We start from the raw sequence: 21,077 nt of genomic DNA on the forward strand, positions 1-21,077 counted from the left end.
TTTATGTTTCTCATTACTCTCGCGAATGGAAACAAACACGGAATCGAAACCATTTTTTTCGAAGTTATGTCCGCTTTTGGAACCGTTGGTTTGAGTTTGGGAATGACTCCTTATACGAACGATATCGAAAAGTATCTCTACATCGCTCTGATGTTTATGGGTCGCGTAGGAACCTTTACTCTTCTGATCGCTTTTACCGGTCACTCCGGACTCGGAGATCTGGGAAGTAAAGACGACGGCCTGAAAATTCAGGTCGGTTGAGAATTCTTAACTTCCCCTTTTCTAAAGTTTCAACTCTGCAATCGACTTCGGTTTTCTCCGGAGCGATTCGTCTTTTGATCCAAGTTCAGAAAGATCACGTATGCTTTTGTGGTTTTGGAAACTTTGTCTTTCCTGGATCTAAAAACCAAACCGACGACGTTCTCGTTCCAGGACTTTGTGAAATCCTAAAAAAAGGAGGAAAAAGGGCGAAAAAAAGTTGACGAAGGATTTAAGGAATATATAAATATATACGAAGTTGGTATCTGTATATATGGCGCTTAGCATCAAAGACCCCGAAACCGATTTATTGGCTAGAAAATTGGCAGCCCTTACCGGGGAAACTCTAACGGAAGCGATTACAAATTCACTTCGGGAAAGGTTGGATCGAATGGAACACAATCTCAATGTTCATTTTTCTCTGGATGAGATATACGATATCTCTCGTCGCTTTCGGGAACGAATTCAGCAGCCGATTTCTTCCTTGGATCATGGGGACGAACTCTACAACCAAGAAGGATTGCCGGATTGATCGTCGATACTTCTGCCTTGCTCGCGATTCTTCTGCAAGAGGAAGAACAGGAGAAGTTCGTTCTTGCGATCGTTTCGAATCCGAATTCTCGAATGTCCGTCGCGAATTATTTGGAAGCCGCAGTTAGAACCGATCGCCTCAAGGATCCGGTGCTTTCTCGTCTTTTAGACGATGCTATCACGAAGCTGAAGATTCATCTGGAGCCCGTGACGATCGAACAGATTCAATTGGCTCGAGCTGCATATAAGGATTTCGGGAAAGGGAGTGGTCATCCTGCGGGTTTGAACTTTGGAGATTGTTTTGCCTACGCTCTTGCGAAGAATCAAAGAGCTCCCCTTTTGTTCAAGGGCGAAGATTTTCTCCATACCGATGTAGAACTTGCCAAGACATATTGAAATTCTGGTTGCAGTTCGTTAAAAAAATAAGAACCTCTGGCCGTGGAATATAGGATTCGAATTCAAAACCGGCATTATCAATTCGCGGGTCTTAAAAGTCTTTTAGCAAAGGCGAGCCCTCTTCGGTCGGGGGATATTTTAGCCGGAATTGCCGCTGCGAGTTATGAAGAAAGAGTCGCGGCTCAGATGATTCTTTCCGATCTTCCTTTGACCGTGTTCTTACAGGAACTTTTGATTCCTTATGAGGAAGACGAGGTTACTCGATTGATCGTGGACAGCCATGATCTCGTAGCCTTTTCTCCGATTTCATCTCTCAGCGTCGGAGAATTTAGAGAATTCTTATTGAATGAGAAAACAGATTCCGAAGTTCTTCGTAAGCTGGCCTTCGGGATAACTCCGGAAATGGCGGCGGCTGTTTCGAAAATTTGTTCGATTCAAGATTTGATTAGCATCGCCAAAAAGTGTAGGGTTGTTACAAAATTTAGAAATACGATCGGTCTTCCCGGAAGACTTTCCGTTCGACTACAACCCAATCATCCGACCGACGATTTGAAAGGAATTTCTGCGGGAATTTTGGACGGTCTTCTTTTGGGAAGCGGGGACGCGGTGATCGGAATCAACCCTGCGACGGATAATCTTCCTTCAGTTCATTCTCTCTTAAATCTCTTGGACGCTCTGATTCAGAAGTATGAAATTCCCACGCAGAGTTGTGTGCTCAGTCATATCACGACTACTCTGGAATTGATCCGACGTGGGGCTCCGGTGGATCTTGTGTTTCAATCGATCGGTGGAAGTCAGAAACTCAACGAAAGTTTTGGCTTTGATTTGAAACTGATCGAAGAAGCACGAGACGCGGCTCTTTCCCTGAAACGTGGAACCGTTGGAGAGAACGTTATGTATTTTGAGACCGGTCAAGGAGCCGGACTTTCCGCAGACGCACACTACGACGTGGATCAACAAACTTTGGAAGCGAGGGCCTACGCGGTTGCCAGAAAGTTTTCACCCTTTCTTGTAAATACGGTCGTAGGTTTTATCGGACCGGAATATCTCTACAACGGAAAACAAATTCTCAGGGCGGGAATGGAAGATCATTTTTGCGGTAAACTTCTCGGCCTTCCTATGGGAGTGGACGTTTGTTATACAAATCACGCGGAGGCTGATGGAGACGATATGGACACGTTACTCACGCTTCTCGGAGTTGCGGGTTGCAATTATATCATGGGTGTTCCGGGCGCAGATGACGTTATGCTTTCTTATCAGAGCACTTCTTTTCACGATGCGTTGTATCTTCGACAAGTTCTCGGTTTGAAACCCGCGCCGGAGTTTGAGGAATGGCTTCTACAAAAAGGAATCCTCGATTCGAATTTGATTCCTCTTGATCAAAAATTACAAACTGGACTTCTCTCCGATTTGGAAACCTTGGCCGGCTGAATATGGATTGGCAAGACTGGAAACAATGGACGACTGCGAGAATCGGTTTAGGACGCTCCGGAGTCGCACTTCCGACAAAGGAAATCTTACAATTCCGTCTCGATCACGCCAAGGCGAGAGACGCCGTTTGGGCCGAGGTTGATTTCACCGCGCTTTCCGAATTTTTTTCCGAAAGAGAAATTCCCTCCGTCATTATCAAATCGAAAGCGACTTCAAGAGAAGAATATCTAGCGAGACCCGATTTGGGAAAAAAGATATCCTCTCAAAGTTTGCAGATCTTGGAGAATCTTCGTGAGTCCGATCCGAAACTTTCAGGGGACTTCGATCTCAGCCTTGTGATTTCGGACGGGCTTTCTGCGAGTGCGATCCGAGATTCTCTTCTTCCTTTTTTGGAAAGTTTTTTACCCTTTTTGGAAAATTCTAAAATCAGGATGAGCCCAGTAGCAATCGTCAAAAATGGACGAGTCGCGATCGGAGACGAGATCGGCGCCTTTTGGAAATCAAAGGTGGTGATCATTTTGATCGGAGAAAGACCGGGGTTATCCACCGAAAATAGCTTGGGTCTTTATCTTACATATCAACCTTCCGTCGGCCTTACCGATGAAAGAAGGAATTGTATTTCGAATATTCGCTCGGGTGGAATGTCATTTTCGGACGCGTCCAGAAAGGCTTCGTATCTTCTCACTCTTTCGCTTCAAAAACAACTCTCGGGAGTTTATCTCAAAGATGAGGAAGCGATTTCTCTTTCTGAGAACCGCAAAATCGAATAGAAATCTGAACATTACGATCGATATGTTTCCTTTTCATTCCTGGATTTTCCTTGATGAATTGGGGGATTCTAAGGAATGTAACCGAGTATGCTCTTACAGTATTTGAAATTGCTCCGGATCCATCAGTGGATCAAAAACGTAATCATTTTTGCGGGCATCATTTTTGCAAAAAAATTAACCGATCCGGAATCTCTTCAGCGCGTCGTTTCCGCATTCTTTTTGTTTTCATTGGTTGCTAGTTGTCAGTATGTTATCAACGACTATCTGGATCGTAAAGAAGACGCGCTTCATCCTGAGAAAAAACACAGGCCGCTCGCTTCCGGAAAATTGGATCCTTCGTTCGCTTTATTTATCACTGCGATCATTCTTCCCTTATCTTTGATTCTTGCTTATCTTTTGCATCCCGTCTTTTTCGGACTCGTTGCGTTCTATCTCGTCTTTAACGTTTTATACAGCAAGTTTCTAAAACACATGGTGATCTTGGATGTGATGAGCATCAGCATAGGATTCGTGATTCGTGCGATCGCCGGCGCGGTGATCATTCACGTTACCTTCTCTTCTTGGCTACTTCTTTGTACGTTTATGTTGGCGCTCTTTTGGGGTTTTTCCAAAAGAAGAGGCGAGCTTATCATTTTGGAAGGCAACGCGAAAGGGCACAGAAAAATTTTGGACGAATATTCCACGAGTTTTTTAGACATGATGTTGGGGATTGTAGCAACGATGACTCTTATGAGTTACGTTCTTTATGTGACGAGTCCGACCACGATTGCGAATCTTGGAACGGACCAAATGATTTATACGATTCCGATCGTAGTGTATGCGATCTTTCGATCGTTGTATATCATTTATATTAAGAATATGGGACACAACCCCACGAAAGCGATTCTTTCCGACTGGGGAGTTTTGATTGCGGGTGCGATCTGGGTTGCCTTGGTGATCGCGATCATGTATTCCGGTTTTGGAAAAGGGGTTCGATTCGATTTATAATTTTTTCTACTTTTTTTATGATCGAATCGAAGATTGAGAGACTTATTTCAATTTTACTTTGATACGGGCTTTCATTCCGATTTAAGAAAAATGTAAGGATACAATCCATTCTCGGAATTCCGACCAGTCATTGTCTGAAAAGATTTTTTTTAGGAGTTCCTACCTCATTTTGTCGATAAAAAATTTCGAACTCAGAACATCGACTCGATGCGAATTTTCATTTCAAAAATCGGCGATCAAGGCTTGTAACCATTGACGGCGTAAGATCGAATCTAATAGATATGAGAGAAATTTTTAAAAAGACGGCGAACATTGCACTCTGGGTGATTCTTTTTCTAATGATCACAATCGGACTTTCTATCTTTAAGGCTTCGGATCTCAAACCTTCTGTTTCGTTAAACGGAATGACACAAGTCGACGGTGTAAAGTTCGATTCTCGGAATCGAGTTTCGGTGGTGTATTTCTGGGCTACCTGGTGCGGTGTCTGTTCCACGAACCTTCCTTTGGTTCAATGGTATTCCAATCTTCTGAAAAATAGCGATCGATTCTCCTTTGTTTCCGTCGAGGAAGGGGAGAATCCTCTGAAACTTACCGCTTATATCCAAGAACGTGAAGTGAAGTTCGACGTAGTAACCGGAAATTCAAAATTCTTAAACGAATGGAAAGTAAACGCTTTCCCTGCTTTTTTTATTTTGGACCGAAATGGAGTGGTTCGATTTGCCGATTCCGGTATGATGAACCCCCTTAGTCTGTTTTTAAGAATTTGGATTTCCTACTTTTTCTTCTGATCCTTTTTCGATATTCCATATTCGTTTTTTTGAATCTCGTTCTTAAGTGATCCTTCTAAATCGGCGAAACCGCTTTTTCGCGATCATCGCAAAAAGGGGATTTCATCCGGAAATATTTTTCCTAAAATGTTTCTTTAATTCTTGGATAATGATTGTAAAAAGAATCTTTTTCTCATCCATTTCTTATAGAGAACTATTTTTGTCTTAGGAAAACTTATTTCGATGCGAACCGATTCTTCTTTCCGATTTGTCATTCTCCCGATTCTTTTTACCCTGATTTTAGGATGTAAGGAAAAAAGCCCGGAAAACGCCTGTGATCCTTCTTCCGAAACTTTTTTAAAAGCCTCGATTCTCAGCTCGGCTTCCGGAAATTTATTTCCGGTCTGCGCTCCGGCGCCTCAATCTTTAAGTTATCCGAGAGCCGTTTTTGCAAACGGGAGTCCGATCAGTTTGGTTCCAACGGCTATCGGAAACGGACTGAGTTTTTCCGTTTCCCCTTCGCTTCCGAGCGGCGTGATTCTCGATTCGTTTAACGGATTTATATCGGGTTCTTATATCGGTTATGCAGGAGTGGATAGGATTTTTCAAGTTAAGGCTTCCAATTCTTCCGGAAGCGTAAGTTATTCTTTAGAATTGATTCTTTATGGAACCGCCCCTTTGAAGACGGGCCAAACCGTATGTTCCGATTCCGCCGGCTTGGCCATTTCTTGTGCGGGAACCAAACAGGATGGAGAATTGCAGAACGGAATCAGTCCGAGTTTTTCGGGACCGAATCTGATAACAGGAACCGATTACACAACGACCGATAATTTTTCCGGTTTGATCTGGAAGACTTGCAGCGAAGGATTATCAGGTCCTGCTTGCGGGACCGGAGCCTTTAACACCTTGAGTTGGGCGGCGGCTAACACCGCTTGTACCAATCTTAATGCGGGGGCCGGTTATGCGAATCGAACCGATTGGAGACTTGCCTCTGCAAAAGAATTGGTTACGATCTTAAGTTATAACGGTGCCGGTCCCGCTTCGTACTCCACCCCGTTTCCTGTCACGAGCGCTTCCGGGTATTGGAGTTCCACTCTTTATGTTCCTTTGATCGCAACGGATAACTGGTATGTTTCCTTTACGGACGGAACGATTGGAGAGACGATTCAAGCAAACACGAATAACGTTCGTTGTGTTTCAGGGTCGTCGCTTCCCGCGCAACTTTTCAAGGACAACGGAGATTCCACGATCACCGACGTAAATACGGGTTTGATCTGGGCTCAGTGTAGCGCGGGTTTGTCCGGAACCGGATGTACGACTGGAGCAATTTCTTTTCCGAATTGGACGAATGCGCTTGTTGCCTGCAACAATTTAAACCTCGCCGGAAGGGTTTGGCGTTTGCCTTCCGTAAACGAATTGAGCAGTTTGACCGACTTGAGCGTAGCAAATCCGGCCATCAACTCATCGTATTTTCCCGCAACCTTTAACGGGAATTATTGGACTTCGACAACATATACGAATCCGACCGATGCTTGGATCGTTCAGTTTGGAGCAGGCAATATCGTTACCAATTTGACAAAAGGAGCCACTGCGGGAGTTCGTTGTGTGACAACCGGACCTTGAGTTTAATCGAATGAGTTCGTTCAGATTCGAATCTCCTTCAACCGATATTTAATGTATGGAGCCTTTTAAACCAAAACCTCTTTTGAATAAGTCGGAACTCCGGCAGATAAAAAAATCCAGAACGAGAGTAGAGGGAAAAAAGGTTATCACCGACGACGTCAAAAAACTCAAATCACTGAGCGTAACGCCCGACCTTCCAAAAAAAGAGCTTATTCAATATTACAAAGAGCCGATTTGGATCGAATATTATATTCCTCGAGAATCGAGATTCGCGTACGAAGTAAAGTATCTTTTTGTAAAGTTAATCGACCCAATTCCTCGTCCCGAACCCGAAGATAGAATTTTAAGAGAAGCAGTCGCTAACGGAGAATTTATCGATATCATCGAAGTGCTTTTTCAACATCCGGAGAAGGAAGAGCTGATTCGAAGCAGTTACTTAAACACCTTTCCGTTTTTAGAATCCATCTCGGCGAACTATAAGCAGTATTTAAAAAGCCAAGACGCTTACGATCTGAGAATTCCGCTATTTCATACGGAAGCGTTGATGAAACGCGAGCCCACCGTTGCGACCTTAGAATTTTTAGGTCCGTTTACGATTTTCAATCTCAACTGGTTGATCCGAAAGTTAAACGAGGCGGGAGAAGAATTTTCTCTCGAAGACGAAACCATTTCCGTGTTGATCAAAAGAAGAAACGAATACTGGGAACGAAATTCTCTCGAAGTCGACGAGGATTTCGAACTATTCGCGGCCCTTTTTTATGAGCAGGCTTTTCCGCACAGAGGTTCCGAATATGACGACGCTTTGCTATTGAGAGAAACTGACGATCCAAAAGTCTAACTCAGTTTTTTTTGTTTTCCCGTAAGCTTGTCTTTGAGCATCAGGAAGGGTTCTTCGATTAACAAAAAGAAGAACCAAGATATAAGAAAGGTCACGAGTATCAGATAAGCACTCGTAAGTAAAAACATTCCGACCGTGGGGGTCGTTTGCAACAAAGGTATAATTTTTTTAGCGGCGATTGGAATCGCAAATATATGCCAAAGATAAGCGGTATAACCGAGGCGAGCAAACGGCCTGAAAATCGAAAGACTGAAAAAACTTTTTAAAAATCCGGGATAAAAGGAAAAATACATAAGAATTCCCAATCCGAACGAAAGCATCACGGGCCGTAAAACGAGCGCCCAAGACGTGCCAGGATCGATCTGATGCGCATAGGTTACGATCGCGAATCCAAGGGCAAGAACGGCGAGAATCTGCCCTTTGTATTTTTCGGCTCTTTCTGCAGTCAAAGGGAAGTGGTGAAAAATTTCATAAACGATCATTCCGGCAAGAATCGAATCGAATCTCGCATGAAAATTATAAGCTGCGTCCATATTCTGAGGAAAGGCGAGATTCATTCTTACAAAAAAGGCGGTTAAAAACCCTACAAAGTAAAAGAGAAATCGAGTCTGAATGTTTACGCGAAAAAGAAAAATCGCGCAGAGAAACGGAAGAATGAGATAAAAATGTTCTTCTACGGAAAGAGACCAACCTCCGTTGTAAAGACCGTAGGGAAGAATATCGGAAAGATAGAATATATCGACCCAGACGTATTCCATTCTTAACTTAGTATCGGCGATCAAAGATAGGATTTGTGCGTTATCGATTTGAATGGATTCTAATCTTGCCAATTGCTGGGATTTGCTGTAGTAAAGAATTGCGAGTGCGAAGTAAAACGCAGGAAAAATACGCAAAGACCTTTTTATAAAGAATCGTTTGATTTCAAGCTTTCCGTTTTTTTCGTGTTCTCGAAACAATCCTCCGTAGATTAGAAATCCGCTGAGTAAAAAGAAAAAATCCACTCCGGAAGAAAGGGAACCCAGAAATAAACGTAGCGGATCGGGGTCGCCCGGCAGAATCGTTTTTGCGGTAACCCAAGCGTGAAATACAACGACGGATAAGATCGAAATCGCCCGAATTCCGTTCAAATTTTCGTATTCGTTTTCTTTTTTTTGGAAGATCGAAAAGCAGTATTTCGTTATATTCGTTTTATTTAAAGTAATCATTTGGGTTATTTTTCGTTCCGTTTTACTTTTTGTTTGTTAAAAATAGGAGAATGTTCATAAAAAAAGCCAGACTTTCCCCCTGAGCTTTTGGAAAGGAACCAAACCGTAGTTTCTGGAATCGGTCGAATTTTCCCGATTGTCTCCCAAGACTAAAAAGTAACCGGGAGGAATTCTTCCTACGTCGCCGATGGGAACGTTCCCCTTTACGGCGGTCATTGGGATCATAGAAAGGGAAGGAGCAATGGTTTTAAATCCGGGTTTTAAAAAAGTTTCCTGAAGAGGTCCGTCGTTGATGAGGATCCGGTCGTTTTCAAAACGAAAGTAATCTCCGGGCAAACCGACGACTCTTTTTAAACTCAGTTCTTCTTCGAGTCCGTCCAAAACCAAAACGTCGAATCTGTCGACCCGTCCTTCTAAGAAAGAAATTTCCCATCTCCCGATGCGCGCGGGAAACCCCCATTTTGTAACTAAAATCAGATCCCCTTCCTTATAGGAAGGAGCCATGGAATAGCCGGAGATAAAGTAAATTTGAAACAAAAAAATCCGCATCAAAATGATCGTAAGAAGAGAAAGAAAGATCGGATAGATCTTCCAGAACGTTTTTGAAATATTTCCGGAGCTTTTCATACGAGACTGGAACAGAATTCGTTAAAAGAGCCTGAAGGAAAAGTCAAAAATTCAACCTAGTATTCGAACTAAAGGAGATTTTTGTTTACCTTTCCATCAGTCGGGATAGCGCCAAGAGGAATCCTTTATTTTTACTCCCTTATTTTAGAATTGGATATCCATTTTTGAGTCTGAAAGAAATCCGCAAAAAAACTGAGATTCGATTTCTACTCTCTGTCCTTACGATTATCCAACCTTTTAGGAGTTAACTCGGTGATTCGAATCGGGTTCTTATCCTCCTTCTTAATTTCCGAAATTGTGTATCGATCCTTGAGTTGATCTTTTGCAAATTCGGACAAGGAGCGATCAAAGATATCTTCGATCAGAACGAAGCGTAATCTTCGATTTCTTGAAATGATCGTATCTAAATCTTCCGGCTCTGCCAATAACAAGATCGTTTGATCGAAATAATTCATACCTAAGGTGTTTGCAATGTGATTCTTATGAGTAACGAAAACTTTCGAGTTGTCCCAGGGAATTTCGGATTGAATCTGCGCTAATTGTTGGGAAATCTTTCGCATCGTTCGAATCACTTTTTGATTTGTATTGAGAGAAATAAGAATCAGAACCCCGAAAACCGCCAAAGTAAATTTTTGAAACATTGGCTTTATATCTTTAATTCCTATAACTTCCTTTATCAGAAGAAGAGGTATAAAGGCGCTGCACGTAAAATATCTGGAGCCCCAATCGATATTCGAATCATTCGGCGTCAAAATACAAACAAGGGTCAAATTTGTGATGAAACAAAGGATCCAGATTCGGGAACTCTCGAGAATTTTATTCCAATTCCAGATACAAAATCCGATTACAAAAAGATACCACGGAGAATATCCGAAAAAGCCGACTCTTCCGTTTCCGCTTACGAGCAAACTTCGGATACTGCTGATTTTTGTGAGCCAGTCGAAATTTAGAATCGAATGATTCGATGCAACTCTCGGTCCGAGCAAAGAATCGTAATGAATGGAATTGTAGATCACGAACGCGGAAAAAAGAATCAAAAATCCGAAAGCGAAAAGAAATCCTTTCAGCGAATTTTCAAACTCGATCTTTTTTGAACGACTCAATGAGATTACAAAAAAAGAAAACAAAAAGGAAAAGGTAAATATAATTACCTCAGGTCTAAACCAACAAGCTATTCCGATTAGAACTCCGGAATAAAAATAAAAGAATCGATTAGCGGTTAAAAACTCAGATCTCTCGCTCAACAAAAAAGAAATCCCTAAAAGCACCAAAGTTGCGGCAATGGAAACGTCAGAAAAAGAAAGAAAATGGTGAAGTAGGGGGGTTCCGATCATAGCCGCGATTGGAATCAGATATTCGTTTGAGATTTTGTGGAGTATGATCAGATAAATCCAAAATAGAAACGCCGAAAAATATAAAATCCCTTCCGGGAGGCCGAGGGCTACAAAAGGTGCCGATAGGATCGTATTCGAAAATGGAAAGGGAGCTATTTTTTCTCCGGAGCGCGATGTTGCGGTTCCGATCAAAAAATAATTAAAATCTGGATCGATAGGTTTACCGAGATAATGGACCTCTTGGGACTGAAATCCGGATTCTACCCAACCTTTTGCCTGTAGGATTTTTACCAGACTATCCGATACAAAAGATTCCCTCGGTAATGTAATAAAAGCTGCGAATAAGCAGAATGAAAGAGTGAATAGAGCAAGAAATGTCCGTAAAAACGATCTAAAAAAAGAATTATCCGCTCGCTCGCTGAAAATCCGGATTTTCATAAAATATGATTCGAACCTTTTCCTTTTAGACTGAAAGTTGTCGTTTCTGAGACAACAGGTGATATTACGGTTTCTTCCTATAAACCCCGTAAAGGATTTCGATATTTCCCAGGTTTTGTCTTTTTAAAATTTGAATCGACTGAATTTTAGAAATGGCTTCCGGATCGAACTGATTCAGATAAACGAGCATTCCGTTTTTCGTATCCTTATCGTATTTTAGATCTTTCATTCCTTCCGTATATTCTTTTGTATAAGCAAAATACTCAAATGGAACCGTGAGTTCTTTTTGAGTTGAGGAGTAATTTTTCAGGAGTTCAGCTAACTCCTGTATGTTGGTCGCCTCGTAGACTCTTCCTTGAAAGTAAAGTTCTTCGCTGGCCATTCCCCCGATCAAACCGTTCTGAAAAATCAAAAGATTCTCCTTCGGTTCCTTCAAAATAAATTCTTGAACTTTTTTTGTGTTCTTTGCAAAACCTTTCGTAGTTTTGTAATAGATCCAAGTCGGAACGACGGAAATTCCAAGAAGAACGTAGAATGGAATTCTCCAGAGGTAACCTTTATTTTGTAAAAACTGCAACGCTCTGGATGCAAGAAGAAAAAGGCCGGGTAAACCGGGGGTCAGATATCGGGAACCGAACTCCGCTCCCCCGTCGTTCGGCGCCGTACTTGCGGAAACGAGAATTCCAAGAATGGAAGCCGTGATCAGGCTTTTTTCCCGATTCTCCATTCCTTTCCAATTTTTGGAAAAGGAAAATACAAAAAGAACTATTCCAAAAAACAAAAATGGAGAATAGCCGAAAAGGCCTAACTTTAGATTTCCATAAAATAAGAGATTTATAAAATTCTTAAATAGATTGGACCCGTCAGAGGCGTCGTAATTTGCGTTGAATCTTGGTCCTAAGATCGAATGAAAAAACGAGTAGTTGAATCCGCAATAGGCGAGAAAAAATAAAAGGAGAACGGTGGATACTGCGAAGAATCCGATGCTACTCTCTATTTTTTTGGAAAGAGGAAATTGACGGAGTCCCTCGGAAATCCAATAAATTCCTAAAAAAATCAAATATTCCAATCGAAACCAATAACAGAGTGATAGAAGGAGTGCGCTTGCGATCGTCAGGATCGGCGAAAAATTCTTTTTGGATCTTTGATAGAGAGAAGTCCCCGCTACGAAAAGGAAAAGTCCGACTCCGACGTCCATAAAAAGATAACCGTTCATCACCACCGGGGTCAGAATCGAAAAAAGAAAAATCTGCCAAGAAGGAATTTTGTATTCTCTTCCGAGGAGATATAAGGATAAGCCGATTAAGAACGCCGATAAAAAATAAATTCCATAAGGTCCGCCAAAGGGAAAGGCGATCGCGTAAAGAATTCCTAAAGAGATAGGAAATGCGATGATCCGATGGCCGTTTGCGATCGACATCTTCAACAAACTAAATTTGAGTTCCGGGTCGAAGTCAAAGCCGGGATAAAAGACATCCAAGGATCGAAAGCCGCTCAGAAAAATCGATTTTCCAAGAATGAATTTTTCATAGTGATCCGCAGAAAGAAGATATTGTGGCGGAACGCTTAGATAGAGAAAATACGAAAAAAGAAAAGCGGCGAGAATCGAGCCGTATTTATTTTGAAAAATTCGAGCGAAGAAGTTTTTGAGTTTTGGGATCATTGAGTTGTGAAAAATTCAAAAAAAAGAAAAACCAATTCTAATACATTCGACAAAAAAGGAAAAGACCGGGACAAAAGTTTCCTTTCATTTCGAAGTCAGCGTATCGAAATCGGTTTCGAGGTCAATCTGCTTTCGGCTCCTAAAATCACCCTTTTGTTAAGAGATCCGTTCTCCTTTTTGGAAACTAATTTTTAAAGAATGAGGAATCGGAAAACTAAACATTTTTTCATTGATCCATTCTTAGAATCGTGCAAAACTTGAAGTTATGCAACAGGAAACTCCGTCCGATCCAAATCTACTTGGTCAATTTTTTTCCCAATCCCCGGTAAAGGCACTGATCGATCGTTACAAATCAGAGAAGGGTAAGGTTCGAAGTTTTATGGAAAAGCTTCCTCTTTACGCGAGCGGTTTGAAAGGAACCGAATTTCAAAACGCGGATTCGATTTTGAGAAAGGAATTGGCTTCTAAAATTTCTCATCTGAAAGAACCGATGCGAAGATTGGAAGAAACATTCGTTTCCGCAAGAAAAATGGATTTGATCGGAAGCAGCGAAATCGCCGTTGTACTGATCGATAAACTTACGAACGCGATTCAATCCGCTGGTTATGGAATTACGGGGCTCGGAACGGGACTCAAAGCCACGCAAGAAGAATTGGAAAAACTCGCGGAGTTTGATTTTTCCCTTTTTAAAGAAGTGGAAGGAATTGAAAGCAAGATCCAGGCTTTAAAAGTTACGGCCGAATCTTCGGTGGAAGAAGTCCGCAATTTGGTAAGCGACATCCGCGTAGCACTGGATGGATTGGAGAATGCGTTTCGATCTCGTAAAGATCTATTCACGAAACTCTGAACGATATTCAGAGGTCTTATTGGATTGAAAGAATCCGGAAACTAACCGCGATTTATAAACTCGACTCGAAATCTTAAATAATAAAAAGGAAAGAATCATGGCATTGATTGATGTAATCAAATACGAAGGACAACCCGGAGAGATCGTTTGGAAGTTTCCAAGAAACGATATCAGTCATTTCGGTCAACTCGTTGTAAACGAAAGTCAGGAAGCGGTTTTCTTTAAGGAAGGAAAAGCTCTGGACGTTTTCGGTCCGGGAACACACACACTGAAGACTGGAAATATTCCACTCTTGGAAAAGATCGTAAATCTTCCGTTCGGCGGTCAGACCCCTTTTACCGCGGAGATCGTTTATGTAAACAAATCCGTGATCAACATGACCTGGGGAACTCCCGCGCCGATTCAAATCGAAGATCCGAAGTATCATATCACTCTCGGTTTGAGAGCATTCGGAAATTATAATATAAAAGTTATAGATTCCAAATCTTTCGTAAACACCGTTGTGGGAACACAACAAAGATTCAATCACGACGGAGTCGATAAACTTCTGAAACCGATGGTCGTGACAAGGCTCAGTGATTTTATCTCCGAAGTCGTTTTAAAAACCGGAGTTCCGATTACACAGATCTCTCAACATCTCGAAGAGGCGTCCACTGCGGGAAAAACCAAAACACAACCCGACTTTCAGAAATATGGACTCGAGGTTGTGGACTTTTTTATTCAGTCGATCAATTTTGATCAGAATGATCCCAACTTCCAAAAAATCCAGAAGGTTCTCACCGATAAATTCGAAATCGAAACGATGGGAAATATGTATCAGCAGAAACGAATGCTGGATATCGGAGAAGCGGCGGCAAACAATCCGGGCGGAGCTGCCGGCGAAGGTATGAGCGCGGGGATGGGTTTGGGAATGGGAATGAATATGGCCAACATGATGGGGAATATGATGGGACAAAACCAAGCCGGGGCAAAACCGGCCGTGGATGACGCCGCGACAAGAATCGCGAAGTTGAAGTCTCTCCTGGATGGAGGTCTGATCACACAGGAAGAATTTGATACCAAAAAAAAGGACATTTTGAATTCTATCTAAAATATGGTCTCCACTCTTACCCGATACAATGCAGAATTTGAATGTATAAACGATTCCTGTAAGACTCGATACGATCTAAACGAAATCGTATATGAATGCAGAAAATGCGGAAGTCTTCTTCAAGTCTCTCACAACTTGGAAGCGCTGAAAACGGTATCGGGTGAAGAATGGAAACAAACATTCGACTCGCGTTTTCGCTCCGTCAAGTTTCCAAATTCTTCAGGGATCTGGAACAAAAGAGAATGGGTTCTTCCTCACATCGAAGATAAGAATATCGTAACTTCCGGAGAAGGGCTTTCGCATCTTTTTCATTCCGAACGTTTGACCGCCGATTTGGGTCTCGGAAGTTTTTTCGTAAAGCAGTGCGGGATCTCTCACACGGGATCTTTCAAAGATCTGGGGATGACCGTCCTCTTGTCCCAAGTAAAACATATGATCGCGAGCGGAGTTCCGATCAAAGCGGTCGCCTGTGCGAGTTCTGGAGACACTTCTGCTGCGCTTGCATCTTATGCGGCGAAAGCGGGAATTCCCGCGATTATCTTTCTCCCCGCAGGAAAAGTCTCTCAAGCTCAACTGATTCAACCGGTATCAAACGGGGCAAAGGTGATCGCGCTGGATACGGACTTTGACGGATGTATGCAGATCGTCAAAGAGGTGACTCGGGAAGCGGGAATCTATCTCGCAAATTCGATGAATTCTCTCCGAATCGAAGGACAAAAAACGATCTCCGTGGAAATCACGCAACAGTTGGAATGGAAGGTTCCGGATTGGATCGTAATCCCTGGCGGAAATCTCGGAAATGTTTCCGCACTTGGGGCCGGATTCGAGATGATGTTTTCTCTCGGACTCATCGACAAATTGCCGAGAATCGTTCTCGCACAAGCCGAACACGCAAATCCATTGTATCTTTCCTATTTAAAGAATTTTGAAAGTTTCGAGCCGGTTTCTGCGAAGACAACTTTGGCTTCTGCGATTCAGATCGGAAATCCGGTTTCCATTCGTAAGGCGATCAAAACTCTCAAAAAATTCGACGGAGTTGTGGAACAAGCGAGTGAAGCCGAACTTTCCGACGCCGCGGCGAAGGCTGATCTGTACGGTTTATACAATGATCCGCACACAGGTGTTGCTCTTGCGGCTCTTAACAAACTTTTAAAAAGAGGAACGATTGCAAAAGGCGAGAATGTGGTCGTCATCTCAACTGCGCACGGGTTAAAATTCACGGAATTTAAGCTTCAATTTCATGCGGGTGAAATCGCAGGAACGGATTCTAAGATGGTCAATTCGATTCATAGAATCGAGCCAAAAGCGGAGAAAGTAATCGATTTGATTCGAAATCTGTTACATTTGTAACAAAGCGCGTTTTTAAGCGATTCTAAGAATTTTAAGACTTTTTTTCCTAATTTTTTTTTTTTCGTCGAAAGTCGAAAGTTTTTCGTCATATCTCTAATCCATGAGGGATTTTGACGATGTATCAGCGGACTTTCGAATGGAAGTCGATTCTGCAATTTCGAAAGAAGTTCCCATTTCTTTAATCACCTATGTGTTGACGTCTAAGGGTGAGAAAAAACTCAAATACATCATTCAGGGAATTCTCAGCCGTTACGATCGTTTGGATCTTACGGAGCTCCTTTATACTTCGTCGAAGGAATTGATTGTGAATGCCACAAAAGCCGCAATCAAACGGATTCTTTTTAAAGAATCCAAGCTCGATATAGAATCCTTGGAAGACTATGAAAGAGGAATGGGATCCTTTCACAATAGCTTAAGTGATAAGAAGTTCCCCTTTTATAGAGAGAAAATGAAAGAACATGATCTTACTATAAAAGTAACATTCTTTTTCAATCGACATCGTATCGTTTTAAAAATTTTGAATAATTTTCCTTTAACGGATCAGGAAGAAAAGAGGGTAAGAGAGAAATTTAGAATCTCTCGTGACTTTGACAATCTTTTCGAGTTCTTTATGAAGTTCGGAGATTCTACGGAAGGAGCGGGGCTTGGGATTACGATGGTTGAAATTTTAGTTGCGCAGAGCGGATTTGACCGGCACTTGTTTACGATTTACAGCAGAAAAGGTATTTCCCAGACTGTTGCAAGAGTCGAAATTCCTCTGAGAGAGGATTATATTCCTAGGAGATTGAAGTTTCGTCAGGGACAAAATTTCATTCCTAGTTTTGTAGAATGAGGATGAATGGAACCGAGTAATCAAGCCAATAACAAATTACAGGAACAAGCGAATCTAATGAATCTCGCGCTTGAATCTGTTGTTACGGAAGATCAAGCAGTTGAGCTAATTCAGGGAAAGATCAGGGACGCTTTTCTTTTAAAAATAAGAATCGATATTGAAAACAGAAGCGGCGCCGTGATTGCATTGGTTAGCAAATATAAGAATGAAGTTATAGAAATATATTCTCTGTTTTCCAATTCTTCTTTGATTCGTAAGATTCGGAGTTTCGAAGATTCCGCAGCCTTTGCGCTGGATATGGTGGAAGCCGCGAAGTCGGAACCTTTCGATCCCGGTCTCTCGGACAGCATCGGCCGAATCGTTTATTCTAAACTTACAAAGGCCGTATTAGAAACTTCTTATCCGAACTGGGAACGAAACGACGCGTCTAGTTTAGTCAATATTTTAGAGAATCAAATCAAAACATCATTAAAAGTGAATATAGTAAGAATTCAAGCCGATGTGGAATACATTTCCAGCTTGAAGTTCAGAGCTAAAAACGTGTTTACCGGAATTATACCTGCGGTGAATCGACCCGCAGAAGAACCCGCCATCGGTCAGGTTCCGGAAAGTCAGGAAAAAACTCCGGTTCAAAGACAAATCGAACAATTCAAAAGACCTTTCGGAAGAGTGGTTGTTGCAAAAACAGTTCTTTCTCCCGTGGGAGGAATCGATTTTGACGATTTGAGTGAAGGAGACAAACTACTTTTTCAACTGCCCACGGGAACGATGGATGAAAAAGCTATGGCAAAAACCTTAGGCGGTTATGACGACGCAGGAAATCCAAAAAACATAGTCGGAGAATTTATCGGAATCGCCGCTGGTAAGGGCGAATATCATATCTTTGCCAAAGGTCCGTCCGGAGTTTTGCTGCAGGCCTTCGAAGAACGTCCGGTTCGACTCGCTAGACTGAAAGGAAAAACGGCCAACCCCGTTCCAGCGCCCGCCAAAGTGGAATCCGGAGGTGGATCTTTAGGAATGATCATCGTTGCCGGAGTTGTGATCGTTTTGGGTCTACTTGTGTTTCTCATTCTAAAATAACTTCCTAAAAGAAAGTCGACGTTTTTTTGATCGAATCGTATGAATGGGGTTTTGCCCGTTCCTACGATCCATTTCGGTTTAAGAATTTATATTTCTGCACGGATCGGATGTTTACGAAGTAAGTTCGAAATGGATCTTCTTTTTGTCTGATTTGATATTCGAAGACAAAGTTCTTTAGGAATCGATATCCTATCCGTGATTCGCTTTTGCAAATCGGCTCCGGATTCGATTTGCAAAACCAAGGGATTGGGTCCCGAGTAATCTTCGAAGAAAAAGTTTTATCGACGGGGTTGAGGGATCAACCGATCACAAGGTTGACAAGTTTTCCGGGAACGTAGATTTCTTTACGGATTGTCTTTCCATCCAGGATTCCCTTTATCTTTTCCAGATCCTTCGCGAGTGTGATCGCGTCTGCTTGCGTTACGTCTTTCGGCGCTTTGAACTCGTCTCTCAGTTTTCCGTTCACTTGAACAACGATGAGAATTTCGGATTCCACCAAGTATTTTGCGTCCGCTTCCGGGAACGGTTCGTGAGAAAGAGATTCTTTTTTTCCGGCTCGTTTCCAGAGTTCTTCCGCAATGTGAGGAGCGAATGGAGCGATCAAAAGAATAAAAGGTTCCAATATTTTTTTCGGTCTTCTTTCGAGAGGAGTAAACTCATTTACGAAGATCATCAACTGGGAAATCGCCGTATTGAAAGAAAAATTCGGAATGTCTTCCGAAACTTTTTGGATCGTTTTGTGAAGAATCTTCCATTCTTCCGGAGTCGGTTCTACGTCGTCGAGGCGAAAGGATTCTTCTTGGCCGCTGTGAAAGAGTCTCCAGATTCTATTTAAAAATCGAAACACTCCTTCGACTCCGCGCGTGCTCCAAGGTTTCACCATCTCCAACGGACCCATAAACATTTCAAAGAGTCGAAGGCTATCCGCTCCGTATTCTTGGATCACGTCGTCGGGATTGACCACGTTTCCGAGAGATTTGGACATTTTACGTTTGTCTTCACCAAGGATCAATCCTTGATGAACGAGTTTTCCAAACGGTTCCTTTGTGGAGACAACTCCGATATCGTATAAGAATTTATGCCAGAATCTGGAATAAAGAAGATGAAGAACCGCGTGTTCCGAACCGCCGACATACATATCAACGGGCATCCATTTTTTCTCCAACTCAGGATCGCAGAAGAATTTACCGTTTTTAGGATCGATGTATCGCAGATAATACCAACAAGACCCGGCCCATTGCGGCATCGTGTTTGTTTCTCTCGTTCCGATTTCTCCGGTAACGGGATCCTTGTATTTCAACCATTCTTTTGCGAGAGCAAGAGGGGATTCTCCGGTTCCGGAAGGTTTAAATTCGGGTAAATTAGGAAGTACTAATGGAAGTTCGGATTCTGGAATCGCTTTTGTAACTCCGGAAGGATAATGAACCAAGGGAATCGGTTCTCCCCAGTATCTTTGTCTTGCAAAGAGCCAGTCCCTCAGTTTGAACTGAATCTTTTTCTTTCCGACCTTTTTGGACTCGGCCCAAGAAATGATCTTAGAAGAAGCGGATGTGTAGTCCATTCCATCGATTGAAATTTCAGAGGAAGAAGAATGGATACAAACGGAAGTTTTTGAATCAAACGCGGTGTCGGCGGACATCTCACCTTCAATCACCGGAATGATTTTGAGATCGAATGCCTTTGCAAATTCAAAGTCTCTTTGATCATGCGCCGGTACGGCCATGATCGCACCCGTTCCATATCCGTAGAGAACGTAATCGCTGATCCAGACCGGAATTTCTTTGGAAGGATCCGCCGGGTTGAGCACGTAGGCGCCGGTAAATACTCCCGATTTCTCTTTGTTCAATTCGGTTCGATCCAGGTCGCTTTTAAGCGCGGAAGCTTTTTGGTATTCTTCTACTTTTTGTTTTTGTTCGGGAGTTGTGATTACGGAAACGATCGGATGTTCCGGAGCTACGACCATATAAGTCACTCCGAAAATCGTATCGGGTCTCGTAGTAAAAATTCGGATTCCATCGATATCAGCGATCGGTTTTTTAAAAGGAAATGTGATTTCGAGTCCTTCGCTCTTTCCGATCCAATTTTTCTGCATTTCGAGCGTGGACGTCGGCCATTGCACGAGCGCAAGGTCTTCTAAAAGACGATCCGCGTACGCCGTGATTCTCATCATATACTGGCGCATCGGTTTACGAACGACTTCGTATCCCTTTTCTACCCATTCTTCCACTTCTTCGTTGGCAAGAACGGTTCCCAAGGCTTCACACCAGTTTACGGGGATTTCCGCTTGATAAACGAGTCGGAAGTCCGATAGAATTTTCTCTTTTTGTGCGGGAGAGGCCTCGTTCCATTCTTCTGCGCTGAAGGATTTATAGTCTAATTCCGCGGAACCTTTTTGGGAGAATCTTTCGACAAGAATGTCGATGGGACTCGCTTTCTTGAGTTTCGGGTCAAACCAAGAATTGTAGAGCTGAAGAAAGATCCACTGTGTGAATTGATAGTAGTCCGGATCCGTCGTAGAAACTTCCCGAGACCAGTCGTAAGAAAGGCCGATCCTCTTGATCTGGTTGCGAAAGTTATCGATATTATTCTTTGTCGTGGTGGCTGGATGAATCCCGGTCTGCATCGCATAACGTTCCGCAGGGAGTCCGAAAGCATCCCAGCCCATGGGATGCAAAACTTCAAAACCTTTCATTCTCTTAAAACGAGAGAGAATGTCGGTGGCTGTGTATCCTTCCGGGTGGCCTACGTGCAGACCTGCACCGGACGGATAAGGAAACATGTCCAAGCAGTAGAATTTTGGTTTAGAAGAACGAATATTTGTCTGAAAGCTACTGTTTTCTTCCCAAAAATTTTGCCAAAATGATTCTACTTCCTGAAACGGATATTGCATTTGGATCCTTACTTTCTTACTGAGTCGATTACCTTGATCAATCTTTGAAATGTTTTACTCAAACATGACTTACAAAGATCGTATTGGTAAAGTTGCGTGACCTTTGATCTGCATCCTGTG

General features: G+C 42.5%; 19 protein-coding genes (1 of these 19 only partly in view). 14 read left to right on the plus strand and 5 right to left on the minus strand.

What is annotated here, in order from left to right:
- The 9 genes from JWG45_RS13595 to JWG45_RS13635 all read left to right on the plus strand — a co-directional run.
- Window positions 1–261 carry the end of a TrkH family potassium uptake protein gene (locus tag JWG45_RS13595; RefSeq protein ID WP_205280243.1) on the plus strand. It extends 1,362 nt beyond the left edge of the window, so 261 of the gene's 1,623 nt are visible here — the last part of the coding sequence; the start codon falls outside the window, past its left edge; it ends in the stop codon at window positions 259–261.
- A 271-nt stretch (window positions 262–532) separates the two neighbouring features.
- A complete protein-coding gene (locus JWG45_RS13600; protein WP_069606026.1) occupies window positions 533–790 on the plus strand; it encodes a type II toxin-antitoxin system VapB family antitoxin in 258 nt (85 codons plus the stop codon).
- Window positions 787–1,185, plus strand: coding sequence for a type II toxin-antitoxin system VapC family toxin (locus JWG45_RS13605; RefSeq protein WP_205280244.1), 399 nt, complete (start codon window positions 787–789; stop codon window positions 1,183–1,185). The genes JWG45_RS13600 and JWG45_RS13605 overlap by 4 nt, the downstream gene beginning before the upstream one ends.
- Window positions 1,186–1,227: 42 nt before the next feature.
- A complete protein-coding gene (locus JWG45_RS13610) occupies window positions 1,228–2,616 on the plus strand; it encodes an ethanolamine ammonia-lyase subunit EutB (RefSeq protein ID WP_205280245.1) in 1,389 nt (462 codons plus the stop codon).
- A 2-nt stretch (window positions 2,617–2,618) separates the two neighbouring features.
- Window positions 2,619–3,386 (plus strand): ethanolamine ammonia-lyase subunit EutC, encoded by a 768-nt coding sequence (eutC, locus tag JWG45_RS13615; protein ID WP_205280246.1) that lies wholly within the window; start codon window positions 2,619–2,621, stop codon window positions 3,384–3,386.
- 87 nt (window positions 3,387–3,473) lie between these two features.
- The gene (locus JWG45_RS13620) at window positions 3,474–4,373 is read left to right on the plus strand and encodes a decaprenyl-phosphate phosphoribosyltransferase (protein ID WP_205280247.1); all 900 of its coding nucleotides are present in this window, start codon (window positions 3,474–3,476) and stop codon (window positions 4,371–4,373) included.
- A 281-nt stretch (window positions 4,374–4,654) separates the two neighbouring features.
- Entirely contained in the window at window positions 4,655–5,161 is a 507-nt protein-coding gene (locus JWG45_RS13625; protein ID WP_205280248.1) for a thioredoxin-like domain-containing protein, read from the plus strand.
- A 222-nt stretch (window positions 5,162–5,383) separates the two neighbouring features.
- Window positions 5,384–6,763, plus strand: a complete 1,380-nt coding sequence (locus JWG45_RS13630; protein WP_205280249.1) for an Lcl C-terminal domain-containing protein — start codon at window positions 5,384–5,386, stop codon at window positions 6,761–6,763.
- Between the two features lie 55 nt (window positions 6,764–6,818).
- The gene (locus tag JWG45_RS13635) at window positions 6,819–7,601 is read left to right on the plus strand and encodes a hypothetical protein (protein WP_205280250.1); all 783 of its coding nucleotides are present in this window, start codon (window positions 6,819–6,821) and stop codon (window positions 7,599–7,601) included.
- On the opposite strand, the gene JWG45_RS13640 is transcribed toward JWG45_RS13635, so the two are convergent.
- From JWG45_RS13640 to JWG45_RS13655, 4 genes are all read right to left on the minus strand, one after another.
- Complete coding sequence (locus JWG45_RS13640) at window positions 7,598–8,806, minus strand: acyltransferase family protein (protein ID WP_205280251.1); 1,209 nt, start codon at window positions 8,804–8,806, stop codon at window positions 7,598–7,600. The two genes, JWG45_RS13635 and JWG45_RS13640, sit on opposite strands and share 4 nt — an antisense overlap.
- A gap of 54 nt (window positions 8,807–8,860) precedes the next feature.
- Window positions 8,861–9,433: a signal peptidase I gene (gene lepB / locus JWG45_RS13645; protein ID WP_205280252.1), complete on the minus strand. Its 573-nt coding sequence runs from the start codon at window positions 9,431–9,433 to the stop codon at window positions 8,861–8,863.
- A 206-nt stretch (window positions 9,434–9,639) separates the two neighbouring features.
- Entirely contained in the window at window positions 9,640–11,205 is a 1,566-nt protein-coding gene (locus tag JWG45_RS13650; RefSeq protein ID WP_205280253.1) for a SoxR reducing system RseC family protein, read from the minus strand.
- 64 nt (window positions 11,206–11,269) lie between these two features.
- The gene (locus JWG45_RS13655; protein ID WP_205280254.1) at window positions 11,270–12,868 is read right to left on the minus strand and encodes an LA_3751/LA_3752 family putative glycosyltransferase; all 1,599 of its coding nucleotides are present in this window, start codon (window positions 12,866–12,868) and stop codon (window positions 11,270–11,272) included.
- Between the two features lie 265 nt (window positions 12,869–13,133).
- Between JWG45_RS13655 and JWG45_RS13660 the strand changes: the two genes are divergently transcribed.
- The 5 genes from JWG45_RS13660 to JWG45_RS13680 all read left to right on the plus strand — a co-directional run bounded on the left by JWG45_RS13660 (window position 13,134) and on the right by JWG45_RS13680 (window position 18,067).
- Window positions 13,134–13,715, plus strand: coding sequence for an LIMLP_15305 family protein (locus tag JWG45_RS13660; protein WP_205280255.1), 582 nt, complete (start codon window positions 13,134–13,136; stop codon window positions 13,713–13,715).
- Window positions 13,716–13,812: 97 nt separating this feature from the next.
- Window positions 13,813–14,805, plus strand: a complete 993-nt coding sequence (locus JWG45_RS13665; protein WP_205280256.1) for an SPFH domain-containing protein — start codon at window positions 13,813–13,815, stop codon at window positions 14,803–14,805.
- Window positions 14,806–14,808: 3 nt separating this feature from the next.
- Window positions 14,809–16,155 (plus strand): threonine synthase, encoded by a 1,347-nt coding sequence (gene thrC / locus JWG45_RS13670; protein ID WP_205280257.1) that lies wholly within the window; start codon window positions 14,809–14,811, stop codon window positions 16,153–16,155.
- A gap of 100 nt (window positions 16,156–16,255) precedes the next feature.
- Complete coding sequence (locus JWG45_RS13675; protein ID WP_205280258.1) at window positions 16,256–16,987, plus strand: hypothetical protein; 732 nt, start codon at window positions 16,256–16,258, stop codon at window positions 16,985–16,987.
- A gap of 6 nt (window positions 16,988–16,993) precedes the next feature.
- Entirely contained in the window at window positions 16,994–18,067 is a 1,074-nt protein-coding gene (locus JWG45_RS13680) for an LIC10486 family protein (RefSeq protein WP_205280259.1), read from the plus strand.
- Between the two features lie 298 nt (window positions 18,068–18,365).
- Here the strand turns inward: JWG45_RS13680 and leuS are convergent, their stop codons facing one another.
- On the minus strand, window positions 18,366–20,957 hold the full coding sequence (gene leuS / locus JWG45_RS13685) for a leucine--tRNA ligase (protein ID WP_205280260.1): 2,592 nt from the start codon (window positions 20,955–20,957) through the stop codon (window positions 18,366–18,368).
- Window positions 20,958–21,077 lie beyond the last annotated feature (120 nt).

Source organism: Leptospira ainlahdjerensis (genome assembly GCF_016919175.1).
GTDB classification, from domain to species: Bacteria; Spirochaetota; Leptospiria; order Leptospirales; family Leptospiraceae; genus Leptospira; species Leptospira ainlahdjerensis.